The 14068-nt window shown below is 32.8% G+C and carries 11 protein-coding genes, 1 tRNA gene and 4 pseudogenes; 3 read left to right on the forward strand and 13 right to left on the reverse strand.

Annotated features, from left to right (window positions below):
- Positions 1–34 precede the first annotated feature (34 nt).
- From AC1RYN_RS14485 to hisS, 10 genes and pseudogenes are all read right to left on the reverse strand, one after another.
- A complete protein-coding gene (locus AC1RYN_RS14485) occupies positions 35–172 on the reverse strand; it encodes a hypothetical protein (protein WP_481807544.1) in 138 nt (45 codons plus the stop codon).
- Positions 173–389: 217 nt separating this feature from the next.
- Positions 390–563, reverse strand: coding sequence for an AAA-type ATPase lid domain-containing protein (locus tag AC1RYN_RS14490; protein ID WP_481807545.1), 174 nt, complete (start codon positions 561–563; stop codon positions 390–392).
- Positions 564–636: 73 nt separating this feature from the next.
- Positions 637–921: a sigma 54-interacting transcriptional regulator gene (locus AC1RYN_RS14495; protein WP_481807524.1), complete on the reverse strand. Its 285-nt coding sequence runs from the start codon at positions 919–921 to the stop codon at positions 637–639.
- A gap of 75 nt (positions 922–996) precedes the next feature.
- Positions 997–1551: a sigma-54-dependent transcriptional regulator gene (locus tag AC1RYN_RS14500; RefSeq protein ID WP_481807525.1), complete on the reverse strand. Its 555-nt coding sequence runs from the start codon at positions 1549–1551 to the stop codon at positions 997–999.
- Positions 1552–1817: 266 nt separating this feature from the next.
- Positions 1818–3133, reverse strand: a pseudogene (locus AC1RYN_RS14505) (ABC transporter permease).
- Between the two features lie 150 nt (positions 3134–3283).
- Positions 3284–4203: pseudogene (locus AC1RYN_RS14510) on the reverse strand (ABC transporter ATP-binding protein).
- A 169-nt stretch (positions 4204–4372) separates the two neighbouring features.
- A complete protein-coding gene (gene dnaJ / locus AC1RYN_RS14515; RefSeq protein WP_129537502.1) occupies positions 4373–5488 on the reverse strand; it encodes a molecular chaperone DnaJ in 1116 nt (371 codons plus the stop codon).
- 96 nt (positions 5489–5584) lie between these two features.
- Positions 5585–6163, reverse strand: a complete 579-nt coding sequence (locus AC1RYN_RS14520) for a nucleotide exchange factor GrpE (RefSeq protein WP_481807526.1) — start codon at positions 6161–6163, stop codon at positions 5585–5587.
- 380 nt (positions 6164–6543) lie between these two features.
- Positions 6544–6614, reverse strand: a tRNA-Trp gene (locus AC1RYN_RS14525).
- A gap of 303 nt (positions 6615–6917) precedes the next feature.
- Positions 6918–8345, reverse strand: a complete 1428-nt coding sequence (gene hisS / locus AC1RYN_RS14530) for a histidine--tRNA ligase (protein ID WP_481807527.1) — start codon at positions 8343–8345, stop codon at positions 6918–6920.
- A 156-nt stretch (positions 8346–8501) separates the two neighbouring features.
- Between hisS and AC1RYN_RS14535 the strand changes: the two genes are divergently transcribed.
- Positions 8502–9746, forward strand: a complete 1245-nt coding sequence (locus tag AC1RYN_RS14535; RefSeq protein WP_481807528.1) for an ABC transporter permease — start codon at positions 8502–8504, stop codon at positions 9744–9746.
- A gap of 98 nt (positions 9747–9844) precedes the next feature.
- Here the strand turns inward: AC1RYN_RS14535 and prmC are convergent, their stop codons facing one another.
- The 3 genes from prmC to AC1RYN_RS14550 are packed head-to-tail and all read right to left on the reverse strand — an operon-like array spanning position 9845 to position 12029.
- Complete coding sequence (gene prmC / locus AC1RYN_RS14540) at positions 9845–10699, reverse strand: peptide chain release factor N(5)-glutamine methyltransferase (RefSeq protein ID WP_481807529.1); 855 nt, start codon at positions 10697–10699, stop codon at positions 9845–9847.
- A 30-nt stretch (positions 10700–10729) separates the two neighbouring features.
- Positions 10730–11539, reverse strand: a complete 810-nt coding sequence (locus tag AC1RYN_RS14545; RefSeq protein ID WP_481807530.1) for a hypothetical protein — start codon at positions 11537–11539, stop codon at positions 10730–10732.
- Positions 11540–11543: 4 nt separating this feature from the next.
- A complete protein-coding gene (locus AC1RYN_RS14550; protein WP_481807531.1) occupies positions 11544–12029 on the reverse strand; it encodes a GNAT family N-acetyltransferase in 486 nt (161 codons plus the stop codon).
- A 386-nt stretch (positions 12030–12415) separates the two neighbouring features.
- Between AC1RYN_RS14550 and ribD the strand changes: the two are divergent.
- A pseudogene (gene ribD / locus AC1RYN_RS14555) lies at positions 12416–13486 on the forward strand (bifunctional diaminohydroxyphosphoribosylaminopyrimidine deaminase/5-amino-6-(5-phosphoribosylamino)uracil reductase RibD).
- Positions 13464–14064 (forward strand): annotated as a pseudogene (locus AC1RYN_RS14560) (HAD family hydrolase). Before ribD ends, AC1RYN_RS14560 begins: the two co-directional pseudogenes overlap by 23 nt.
- The last annotated feature ends 4 nt before the right edge of the window (positions 14065–14068 follow it).

Genomic DNA, 14068 nt, shown 5'->3' on the forward strand with positions numbered 1-14068 from the left:
TACGTATTGCTAAGGTTAATACATGCTCCTGTTGTTAGGGAGGCAGCACCTTTGCTTTGTCTTCTACAATAATCAAAGCACGTGGTGATTCTTCATTTTTACCTGCCAATTGCTGAATAACATTCAATACAATCGTTGTTGATTTCCCACTTCCTTTTGGAGCAACAATAATACAATCTACTCCGCTCTTTAACGTAAAAAGTTTCCTGCTGCAATCGCATTAGCTTCGGTTAAACCGTTTTCAATTAATGCTTCCTGTAACTTTTCGTTTATTTTTTTTAGTTTCATCTTTTTAATGCTTTAAGCTTTAAGCAGTATGCTCAAGCAAAAATTATTTGTAATTTTCATTCGCTTAAAGCGTATAGCTTAAAGCCAGTTGCGCAAAGCATTTACTTGCTTGCGAACATTTTTACATCTGTTTCAGAAATTTCGCTTCCACCTAATATGATTAGGCGTTCTACAACGTTTCTTAATTCTCTTATGTTTCCTGTCCAATCATAATTGCAATAAATTGTATTGTTTGGCGAAAATAACTTAACAGCATTTCCTTGCTCTAATGCTATTTTTTAACAAAATGAGTAATCAAAGCAGGAATATCTTCTCTTCTATCATTCAAAGGCGGAACTTTTATCAAAATCACAGCCAAACGATGATATAAATTTCTCGGAAACGTCCTTCTGCAATTTCGATTTTTAAATCTTTGTTCGTTGCAGCAACCACACGAACATCTACTTTTATGTCTTTTTCAGCTCCTACTCTTGTAATCATGCTTTCTTGTAAAGCACGCAATACTTTGGCTTGAGCCGAAAGACTCATATCCCCAATTTCATCTAGAAATATGGTTCCTTTGTCAGCTGCTTCAAACTTACCTGCTCTGTCTTTTACAGCCGATGTAAAAGCACCTTTTACGTGTCCGAACAACTCACTTTCGATTAATTCGCTAGGAATCGCAGCACATTAATTTCAATTAAAGGATAATTAGAACGTCCGCTTTTTTCATGCAGTTGATGTGCAACCAGTTCTTTTCCTAATGGTTCCATTAGGCCCTGTAATTAAAACTCTTGCTTCAGTTTCAGCTACTTTATCAATCATAATTTTAATATGACTAATAGCTTCACTATCACCGATCATTTCATAATTCTTACTTACTTTTTTCTTTAAAATCTTATTTTCAACAACAAGCTTTTTTCTGTCCAAAGCATTACGGACTGTATTTAACAAACGATTTAAATCTGGCGGTTTTGATATATAATCAAATGCTCCTAAACGCATTGTATGAATTGCTGTTTCCATATCACCATGGCCAGAAATCATAACCATCGGAATCTCAGGTTTGATTTTCTTCACTTCTTCCAATACCTCAACACCATCCATTTTTGGCATTTTGATATCACACAAAACCAAATCGTAATCGTTATTTTTTATCTTTTCAAGTCCCGAAATACCATCTTCTGCTATCCTCCACCTGATAGCTATCATTTTCTTCTGATAGTATCTTGGTAAGTACTTACGAATAGCTGCTTCGTCTTCTATAATTAGTATTTTACTCATTTTTTTTTGAGGTTCTAAGTTGCAAAGGCACAAAGGTACAAAGTTTAAAATCTTTGTCGCTTTATAATCCCACAGCTTTATTATTATTTTAGTTTAACCACACTGGTAAAAAGAACAAAAGGCACAAAGCCTAAAGCCTTTGTCCCTTTGTTGCTCTATATCTTTTTTTAAGTTCTGAGGTTCTAAAGTTACTAAGATTCTAAGTATTGATTTAGGAAGATAAAAACTTAGCTACTCTAACTTAGAATTTTAGTAGCTTTAAAAAATTAGTATTTAAGCCATCTATATAATTCTTTCCATGTAGGTTTCTTACCATACATCAATATTCCTACGCGATAAATTTTGGCAGCAAACCAAACTACTGCAAAAAATGAAGCAAACAATAAAGTTACTGAAATAACTATTTGCCACCAAGGCACTCCAAATGGAAGTCGCATTAACATAACAATCGGTGAGGTTAGCGGTATCATCGAAAACACTACTGCAATAGTCCCATGCGGGTCATTCACCACAGTAAAGAAACCAATATAAACACTCAAAATCAAAGGCATAATAATAGGCAAAAGAAATTGCTGTGAATCAGTTTGATTATCAACTGCTGCACCAATAGCTGCATAAAAAGAACTATATAAAAAATAACCTCCTATGAAATAACCACAAATCCTATTAAGATACTTGCAATTGGCAAATTCCATAATTCATTGATATACATTTGTGCTGTTCCTATAAGTTCCTTTTGAGCTGCATGCATTAACTCTGGCGGAATCTTTGCCGTTGGACCAACATTTACACCAAAAAATGCTGATGCTGCAAACATTAAAGCAAATCCTATTACTGCCCAAATTAAAAACTGTAATAACCCAGCTAATGAAGTTCCGATTATCTTACCCATCATTAACTGAAAAGGTTTTACTGATGAAATAATAATCTCAATAATTCTATTGGTTTTTTCTTCGATTACACTTCGCATAACCATATTACCATAAATAACGATAAACATCATTATTAAGTAACCAAATGATCCTCCAATAGCAATTTTTATTTCGTTTAGCCCTTTTAAGCTTTCCTCTCCCGATGCTTTAGCAAGATGTATATTTACATTAGCCTGAGCATTTTTTATAGCTAATGTATCTAAATTTGCCTTTTGAAAATTAATTCGGGTAATCTCGTCTGCAATTGTATTTTGTGTGTTTTCTATAAAAGAGATACTCGGACTATTATTCGATATAAATTCGATTTTACTCTCTAAATCTTTTATTTTATCTGTTTTAGGAATCAAAAGCAATCCATCTAAACTTTCTTTAGCAATACTATCTTTTAAAGATTGTAATGGCACTTTTGATAAATCGAGATATCTGAATTCAATATTTTTCGCATTCTGCTTTGTAAACTGCGAAGCAAACAAACCCGTTTCGTCATGAATTGCAATACGTTTTGTTTCGGCTTTCATAGAACTTAAATATCCGATAAAAGCAGCTATCCCAACAAACAATAGCGGACTTAAAAAAGTCATTACAACAAATGACTTATTACGAACTTTAGAAATAAATTCTCTTTTTATAATTAATGATATAATACTCATTTTTTATTTTAGATTGTTAGATTTTTAGACTACTTAGACTTGCTTAGATTATTTGATTATTCATTTTTTTTGATTTCACTAGACTTTCTTGGGCTTATTAGATTTTAAGATTAATCTAAGTAGTCCAAAAATCCAAGCTAGTCTAACAATCTATTTCGTTACTGTTTGAATAAAAATATCGTTTACACTTGGAATTTTCTCAACAAAATGTGTCACTTGTCCGCGTTGTGTCAATATATTCAATAATTCATTTGGAGTGGCGTTATTTATTTGAATTTCTAGTTTTAATTCATCTCCTAATGATTTAAAATTTGCAGGTAAAACAGTGAATCTTTGCGTAATATCATACATCAAACCTTCGACGTTATTTGTCAATATACCAACCTCAAAACTATTTGTCTTAAATTGTCTTTTTACATCAACCAATTTTCCTTCAATTAGTTTATTCGATTTATGAATCAAAGCAATATGGTCACAAAGCTCCTCTACACTCTCCATTCGATGTGTCGAAAAAATAATTGTCGCCCCTTGTTCTTTTATGCCAAAATTTCATCTTTTATGACATTGGCATTAACGGGATCAAAACCTGAAAATGGCTCATCAAAAATCAACAATTTTGGTTTATGCAATACACAAACTACAAATTGGATCTTCTGTGCCATTCCTTTTGACAATTCCTGAACTTTTTTGTTCCACCATCCTTGTATCTCTAATCTATCAAACCAATATTCCAATTGTTTTTTAGCTTCGGCTTTAGACAATCCTTTCATCTGAGCCAAATACAAACATTGCTCTCCTACTTTCATAGAACTATACAAACCTCTTTCTTCAGGAAGATATCCAATATGTTGAACATGTTTTGGGTCTAATTTTTCGCCATCAAGAATTACCTCTCCACTATCTGGATAGGTAATCTGATTTATAATTCGTATAAGTGATGTTTTTCCTGCTCCATTGGGTCCTAACAGTCCGTAAATACTACCTTTAGGAACATTTAATGAAACTTCGTTAAGCGCAACATAATCGCCGTATTGTTTTACGACATTATGTACTTCGAGTAAGTTGCTCATGCTTTTTTTTTGGATTTACTAAGTCAATTTGGCCTTTTTGGCACCGCGTGTGTAAAAGTAAATAATTAGTAGCGAATACTTCATATTGTTACAAAAAAAACCCATCTTAAACAAAGTTTAAGATGGGTTTGTAAATTAATTATAACGTTTTATAAAAGATTAAGATTGTTTATGAAAACATATCTTTTACTTTTTCAAAAAATGATTTATCCGTTTTCTCAGGATGCGGGGTAAAATGTTCGTCATTTAAAGCATTTTCAAAGAACTGTTTTTGCTCTTTGCTTAATGTTTTTGGCGTCCAAACATTCACATGTACTAATAAATCTCCATTTCCGTATCCATTGATACTTGGAATTCCTTTTCCTTTCAATCTCAGAATTTTCCCAGACTGAATTCCTTCTTCTAATTTAATTCGTACTTTTCCGTTAATTGCTTCAATATCTTTTGAGATACCTAAAACAGCTTCTGGAAAACTTATATATAAATCGTAATGTAAATTTTCTCCTTCACGCTTCAGTAATTCGTGCTCAAGTTCTTCAATTGCAACAATTAAATCACCAGGTACGCTATTTCCTGGCGCATCGTTTCCTTTACCAGAAACTTTTAACTGCATTCCATCAACAACTCCTGCAGGAATTTTGATTGATACCGTTTCATCTTCTTGAACCATTCCTTGCGAATCTGCATTGGCAGGTTTTTTATCTAAAATCTGACCAGAACCTCCACAACTTGGACAAGTCGAAGCGGATTGCATTCTACCTAAAATAGTATTAGTCACACGCATTACCTGCCCTTGACCATTACATGTAGAACATGTTTTATAAGTAACCCCTTTGGCTTGAACCTTACGTTTTACTTTTACTTTTTTCTCAACACCATTTGCAATCTCTTCTAAAGTTAATTTAACTTTAATTCTAAGATTACTTCCTTTAGTACGACGAGGGCCTCCGCCACCGCCGCCGCCGAAACCACCAAATCCGCCTCCGAAGATGTCGCCAAACTGACTGAATATGTCATCCATATTCATGCCTCCATGTCCACCACCTCCAAAACCACCTGAACCATCAAAGGCTTGGTGCCCATATTGGTCGTATTTGGCTTTTTTATTAGGGTCGCTTAAAACTTCATATGCTTCTGCAGCCAATTTGAAGTTCTCTTCTGCCTCTTTATTATCCGGATTTTTATCTGGATGATATTTTAACGCACATTTACGGTACGCTTTTTTGATCTCGGCAGCATCCGCATTTTTTGAAATGCCTAATATTTCGTAAAAATCTTTTTTCATAATTATTTAAATTCCAAAAAACAAAACCCAATAAATAACTCAATTCTGAAGATTCAAAACTATCTATTTGGGGTTTGGGATTTATAATTTGTTATTTTAGTTTCCAATGACCACTTTAGGATAACGAATAATTTTGTCTCCTAATTTGTATCCTTTTTCAAGTACATCAACAATCTTACCTTTCAATTTATCTGAAGGCGCTGGAATTTGAGTAATTGCTTCAGCAAAATCCGCATTAAATGCATCACCTGCTCTTACTTCTACCTGCTCCAATCCTTTTGCTACTAATGTAGTTTTTAGCTTGTCGTAAATCAACTCTACTCCTTTTGCCAAAAGCTCATCATCCGATTTGTTGATTTCTACTAACGCTCTGTCAAAATCATCTAATACAGGAAGCATTGCTAACAACACCTCTTGATTAGCGGTTTTAAACAAATCCATTCTTTCTTTTGAAGTTCTTTTTTTGTAATTTTCAAATTCAGCAAACAACCTCAAAAATTTATCTTTTTCTTTGGCTAAGTCTTGAGCTAATTGTTCTTCTACACTTAATTCCTCAATAATAATTTGTTCGCCATTGGCATTATTCTCTAACGTTACGTCATCTATTTCTTGATCGATTTCTGTATTCTCCGTAGTCATATTACTTTTATTTTTAAAAATATTCTTAAACTTCATTTTTTTATTCTTTTCTATGGATTGCAAAAGTACTGCCAAATCTTATAAAATGTCAAATTGTCACCTTTTGACAAAATTACATTTTACTCAACGGCTAATTAACACATTTAAAGCATGCATATTCTCAAAAAATTAATATAATTTTAAGAAAATTGCAATCTAGAATAAATACATTTGAAGTAATTACAAATAAACAATTATTACCTATCAAAAATTGAATTTAAGGTTAGCTTCGGCTTTATAATAAATTATTAATTCAACTTTACCTTATATTAAAAAAGCTTCGCCTATTATTAGACGAAGCTTTTTTTATGTTTTACCTTTAGCCCTATGAAAGCCTCTGATAATTAATAACTATTGCTATTTAATATGTTTTTTTGCACGGGCGGAGGGATTCGAACCCCCATCAACGGTTTTGGAGACCGCTATTCTACCCTTGAACTACGCCCGTAACTTAAGGCCGCAAATTAAACGCTTTTTTTTCTTTTCTACCAATTATTTCTCGCAAATTTAAAAAAGATTTAAGCTGACAAACGCTAGAATTCACTAACACAATCACCTCCAGAACTTTGTAAATTTCACATTCTTTATTCAAAACAAAAACTTTACAAAATAACTGCAAAGGCCGCCAAGATTTTAAAAATATGATTGTATAAAAAACACAAAGTTCGCAAAGCTTTCTGTTGATCTGGCTTTGCGAACTTTGTATTTTCCTGAGTAAAATTAAATCATTGCATACTTTGTACTTAAACGCTTACGCTAATAAAGCTGCTTTCAATCCTTCTAAATCAACTGAAACCTGTTCGCCTGTTAATAAATTCTTAAGTGAGTACGAATTTGATTCTATTTCTTGTTCTCCTGCAATAACAGCAAAAGGAATCGCACGCTTATCAGCATGTTGAAACTGCTTTCCAACCTTTACATTATCTGGATACAACTCTACTTTTATATTCTCTTTTCTTAATTCCTGAATTGCTTTCAGCGCATAAAACGCTTCATTATCACCGTAGTTTATAAATAATGCTTTAGAAGTTGCTGCAACAGTTTCTGGAAACAATTGTAATTCTTCAAGTACCAAATAAATACGATCTAAGCCAAAAGAGATTCCAACACCACTCATATTCTTCAATCCAAAAATACCAGTTAAATCATCATATCTTCCACCACCACCGATAGAACCCATAGCAACAGTTTTTGGTGGAGCTATTTCAAAAATTGCTCCTGTATAATAGTTCAGTCCACGAGCAAGTGTAACATCCAAATCCAAAATTGCAGTAGACAAACCTAAATTTAAAACATTATCACATATAAATCGTAATTCTTCTACCCCTTTCATTCCTTCTTCAGAAGAAGCTAATAGATCTGAAAGCTGATTAATTTTATCCGAAATAGTACCTGTAAAACTAAATAATGGCTGAACTTTTACAAGTGCTTCTTCCGAAATTCCTTTCTCCATCATTTCTTTTTTCACACCATCTTCACCTATTTTATCAAGCTTATCCAGCGCTACTGTAAAATCAATTAATTTATCTGAAGCTCCAATAACCTCAGCAATTCCAGATAATATTTTTCGGTTATTTATTTTTATTGTCACACCACTTAAACCCAAAGAAGTAAAAACAGTATCATATAATTGTACCAATTCAACTTCTTGCCATAATGATTTAGAGCCAACCACATTGGCATCACATTGAAAAAACTCTCTGTAACGCCCTCTTTGAGGTCTGTCAGCTCTCCAAACTGGTTGAATTTGATACCTTTTAAAAGGAAATTCAATTTCGTTTTGGTGCTGCACCACATATCTCGCAAACGGAACTGTTAAGTCGTAACGCAATGCTTTCTCAGAAATTTTTCCTGTAAATTTATTCAACTCAATTCTTTCATTGATATCAATTTTTTCAGCAGAATTAACTTGTAGAGACTCTATAGATTCAGGTAATTCAATTTTGCTTTTATTGAAGAAAAAATTACCTGAGTTCAATATTTTAAAAATCAAACGATCACCTTCTTCACCATATTTCCCCATTAAAGTATCGGAATTCTCAAAAGATGGTGTTTCAATAGGTTGAAAACCAAACTTCTCAAAATTATTTTTTATGATTTGAATAATATATTGACGTTTTGACACCTCTGCAGGCGAAAAATCTCTTGTTCCTTGTGGAATACTTGGTTTCGAAGCCATTTCTCTTTGATATTTTTAGATTGCTGATTTTAGACTTTAGATTTACTTTCGAAATCTTAAATTCTAATTGAGTGCAAATATCTCATTTTTTAAAATAAATAATGACTCTTCTAAAACAAACTTGTAACAAAAATTGTATTTTCGTGACAAACTAGTATGATGCTAAAATTATTCAAAGAAAATATCCGAATTGCATTTGGTTCGATTCGAACACAATTATTACGAACGATTCTTACCGTTTTAATTATTGCAATTGGTATCACTGCTTTAGTTGGAATCCTAACTGTAGTTTCGGCTTTAGAAAACACTATTTCTACCGATTTTGCTTCTATGGGAGCAAATACCTTCAATATTAATCAGTATGAAAACGAAGTAAGAAACCGCGGCGGAAACGAAAGAGAAGTCATCAACCCTATTATTTCGTATCCCGAAGCTGTCGCTTTCAAAAACAAATTCAAGTATCCTTTTACCGAAACATCACTTTCATTTACAGCAACTTCTACCGCCGAAGTAAAATACCTATCCACTAAAACCGATCCCGAAATTAAAGTTATAGGTGTCGATGAGCATTTCATTGGTAACTCGGGTCTGGAAACTAGTATAGGAAGAACCTTCAATCAATTTGATATCGAAAACAATACCTATGTATGTATATTGGGTTCTGATTTCATGAAAGGATTACTAAAAGATGTAAATCCAATTGATAAAATTATTTCTATCCGCGGAGCACGTTTCAAAGTTATTGGTGTGTTAAAAGAAAAAGGATCTACATTTGGGAACAGTCAGGATTTACGCGTATTAATTCCTATACAAGTAGCCCGTTCTTTGTTTACTGCCCCAAATATAAACTATACCATAAGTGTAATGGTTTCTAAAAAAGAACTACTAGACCAAGCTATAGACAACGCAACAAGTACTATGCGTCGAGTTCGAAAATTAAGTCCAATGCGCGATAATAATTTTGGAGTAGTACGAAGCGATGACCTTATTAATCGCATCCTCAGTATCACACAATACCTTGGTTTGGCTTCATGGGCCATTAGTATCATTACTATTTTAGGCTCATCAATCGCCTTAATGAATATCATGATTGTATCCGTAACAGAGCGCACACGCGAAATCGGCGTTCGTAAAGCCCTAGGCGCTAAAAAGATAACTGTTGCTGTTCAGTTTTTCATCGAAACCTTACTCATCGGGCAATTAGGCGGATTGGTCGGAATTATTTTAGGAATCTTAATTGGCTACGGAATTTCATCGGCCATGGATTTTGTATTCGTAATTCCGTGGGTAGCAATCTTTGCCGCATTTGCTACAAGTTTTATTGTTGCTATAGTTTCTGGATTATACCCTGCAATAAAAGCATCCCAACTTGATCCTATTGAAGCTTTACGCTACGAATAATTCAGTTTACAGTCGCAGTCGCAGTATTTCCTCTAAGATTTCAAAGAAACTTGCAGGAAACTCTCATTTTACTTTTCACTTTTCACAAAACAAAAAATTTATTTCATACAAAAAATCATCCTATCATTATCATAAATATCCTTGCGTAATTCGATTTTTTTAAAGCCTAAATTTTCAAGTAATTCAACTGTCTCCTTCCCTAAATACTGATTGATTTCAAAGTAAAGACTTCCATTTTTTACTAAATTTTTCTGTGCCAATTCGGCTATTTTCCTGTAAAAAATCAACGCATCATTATCAGCTACAAAAAGAGCCAAATGAGGCTCATTATCCAAGACATTCTTCTTTATTTCTTCTTTTTCTAAATTTCGAACATAAGGTGGATTCGAAACTATAACATCAAATTCCTGCATTAAATCTTCTGTTTTCAGGATATTTTGATGCAAAAAAGTAACTACAACTTCATTAGAAACAGCATTTCTTTTGGCTGTAGCCAAAGCTCCTTCCGAAACATCGATCGCAAAAACCTGAGCCTTGGGAAGATTCTTAGCCAACGAAATTGCAATACAGCCGCTTCCTGTACCTACATCCAAAATTTTTAAACTTTTGGATTTCCCAACCTTTAAATTTTCTTTTATAATCCACTCTACTAACTCTTCTGTCTCTGGTCTCGGAATCAAAACATTTGAGTTTACCTCAAAATCCAATCCATAGAAATTAGTCTTCTCTAACAAATATTGAATCGGGATTTCTTTTTTTAATTCAGTAACCAACCTATTCCAATCTACAATTTCTTCATCTGAAAAAGACAAATCAGGATTTAAAGCCAAATCTATTTGTTTGAGATTTCGTTTCTCTTCTAAAATTAAATAGAAAAAACTCTCCACTTCCAAAGCATCATAAATCCCCGAAAGCTCTTGAATAAATTGCGTTCTGTATTGTTTTATTTTCATTTTTATATTTGTTATTAAAAGCAAGTGTAATTAGCAATCAAATTGCACTGCAATTTCAGAAACTTTCTTTATCGCCTCACTGTTTTCAGCCTTTGACGACAGGAACAAAATCACTCTTTCCTCTTCATAATCTCTGTTGGCACTAAAAACAAAGTCTAATTTTCCGTCACCATCAATATCTCCTGCAAAAAGCAATACTACAAATGTATCATTAAACGACTGCTCTGTTAAAAGTAATTTTTCAGTAGTATTTCCCGCAGTTAGATAAAGCTTATAGTTTTCAACCTTTTTAAAGATCTCTTCTTTATTATCATCTGTAGAAACTATTCCTGAAGAAAGCACTTTACCTTCCGCGCGCAAAGTATAATTGATATTATTAAATGTATAAGTCACTTTTTCGGTTGGCCATATTTTGTCTTTATTAATTTTTAAAGACTTTATTTTCCCTAATTTTAAACCAGAATAATCCATAAAAACGATTGATTTGTTTTTAGGAATAATTGATATTAAAGAATCTCCAGAACATTCATCGAATCCTTTTTCTATTTTAAAATCAGCCTTCCCTAAATAATACTCCCCATCCTGTTCATATAAGTCAATCCATGCTTTAGTTAAAGAACCTGCAGGATTTTCTCCTTCGTAACTTCTATAACTTCTAGGTAACAAAATATCAAAGTCGTTTTTAAAATCTACAACCGAAACTTCTTCTTCTTTTTGAACAGAATCTTTTACACTTGGTTTTTCACTAACTCCAACAGTTTTTTCTGTTTTTACTTCTTTAGAATCTTTACACGACAATAGGATTGAAATTAAAACAATTCCAACAACTAATTTTTTCATACGCTTATAGTTTTTTCAACATCCATACTGGGCATGAAGTATGACCCGTGCTCCCCATTGGAGCATCAAGATATTCAAAACCTGATTTTTTATATAATTTTTGAGCTGCATGCATAAAAGGCATTGTTTCGATATAACAATTTTCGAAACCAAATTTTTTAGCACTTTCCAAGCATTTGTCCATCATTTTACTTCCTATTCCTAAGCCATGGGTTTCAGGCAAGAAATACATCTTTTGTAACTCACAAATTACTTGCGCTTCATTCTCTAAAGGAGCAATCCCTGCACATCCTACGATTTTACCATTATTTTCAACTACATAATAAACTGATTTAGGCTTATTATATTCTTCAAACATAAAGTCTAAATACGGATCTTCATATGCTGTTCCTACTTTCGGGATATTCAACTCATCAAAAACTGCCCTTATTAATTGCGCCACAGCCTGATTGTCTTCTTTTATTATTTTTCTGATAATCAAATTTTCCATTTCTTCTTATTCTATCCTACTATAAGACACAAAAGTAAATATACTTTAACTCTCTGCACTACATTATAAAAATAAAATTGAGTAAATACCCTACACAAGCTCCAGAAAAGCATAATACTTATAGTCAATATTACAACTCATCGATTTAAAGCTCCAGCAGAGCATTATATGCTTACCTTTCTAAATATCACCCCAATGAGGTACTTTAAAAAAAATTAATAGATTTTATATAAATATCAACGTCCCGCTGGGACTTATTTTATTTTTAATTGAATTAAAAAACATTATAATGATTTTATTTATTTAAAAACCAATAAAGTAACCATATGTGATTTTAGATAGTTTCAAAATTAAATCATAAACTCAAAAATAACTACTTTTGCATTGTGAATATACATGAAAAATACATAAAACGCTGCATTCAACTTGCCAAAAACGGCTTAGGAACTACCTATCCAAACCCTATGGTTGGTAGTGTAATTGTTTATAATGATACGATTATTGGAGAAGGGTGGCACAAAAAAGCTGGTGAACCTCATGCCGAAGTAAACGCTATAAATTCTGTAAAAGATAAATCGTTACTAAAAAAAGCAACTATTTACGTAAGCCTAGAACCTTGTAGCCATTTTGGAAAAACACCTCCTTGCTGCGATTTAATTATCACACATGAGATTCCAAATGTGGTTGTTGGAACGGTTGATCCAAACGAAAAAGTTGCAGGTAAAGGAATTAAAAAACTCCTTGAAGCTGGAAAAAAAGTTGTTATTGGAAGTTTAGAAGACGAATGTAACTAACTAAACAAGCGTTTCTTTACATTTCATCAACAAAAAAGACCATATATAATCTTAAAATGGGCAGCATCTAAAGATGGATTTTTAGCTCCAGAAAAAGACAACAATACAATCTCAAAAGAGAACCTATCTGGATTACAAACAGATACTCCAGACAGCTAGTACACAAATGGCGAAGTGAGGAACAAGCCATTTTAGCAGGAACACAAACCGTTATCGACGACAACCCAAAATTAAACACTCGCGATTGGGCAGGAAACAACCCTGTTCGGGTAATTTTAGACCAGAACAATCGCATTCCACAAGACAGTCATATTTTTAGCAGCGATGTTAAAACTATCGTATTTACAAAAATCAAAATTGCCATTGAAAAAAGAAAACCTTATCTTTGAAGTAATTGATTTTAAAGAAAATATAATCCCGCAAATACTTGCAGTTTTACACAAGCATCAAATTCAATCTATTATTATTGAAGGCGGACTGCAAACTTTACAAACCTTTATTGACACCAATCTTTGGGATGAAGGTCGTTTTTTTGTTGGAAATACTTACTTTACAAAAGGCACTAAAGCTCCTAAAGTTGCTAGTAAAAAAACAGAAACAACATACATTGGCAAAGACGAATTAATACAAGTTAGAAACCATGATTCACACTATCATTTTTGATTTTGGGGATATATTTATCAACCTAGACAAACAAGCTACAATTGATGGATTAAAAAAACTTGGCCTATCTGAATGGAATAATAATTTAGATCAATTGAATATTAATTTAACAGGTAATATCACACCAGAAGAATTTATAGCCGGATTTCAAAAAGAAATCCCGAAACGCTTCAACAAAAGACATTCGAAATGCTTGGAACGCAATTCTACTTGATTTCCCCTTATATCGATTAGAATTTCTTCAGATGCTTTCTGGAAAATATCGACTATTCCTATTAAGCAATACCGATTCAATTCACATTAAAACATTCGAACATAAAACTGGAGTTTCTTTTTACAGTGATTTCTACCAATGTTTTGAGAAAGTCTATTTTTCGTTTGAAATCGGAATGAGAAAACCAAATCACGAAGCCTATAACTACATTATAAACAAACACGAGCTATCCCCAAAACGAACGTTGTTTGTTGACGACAAAATCGAAAATACCAATGCCGCAGCCGAACTAGGTCTTCAGGTATGGAACCTACAAGTAGGAAAAGAAGATGTCGTAGATTTATTTGACAAAAAAATAATTTAAAAAA

The organism is Flavobacterium sp. TC780 (assembly GCF_056783245.1).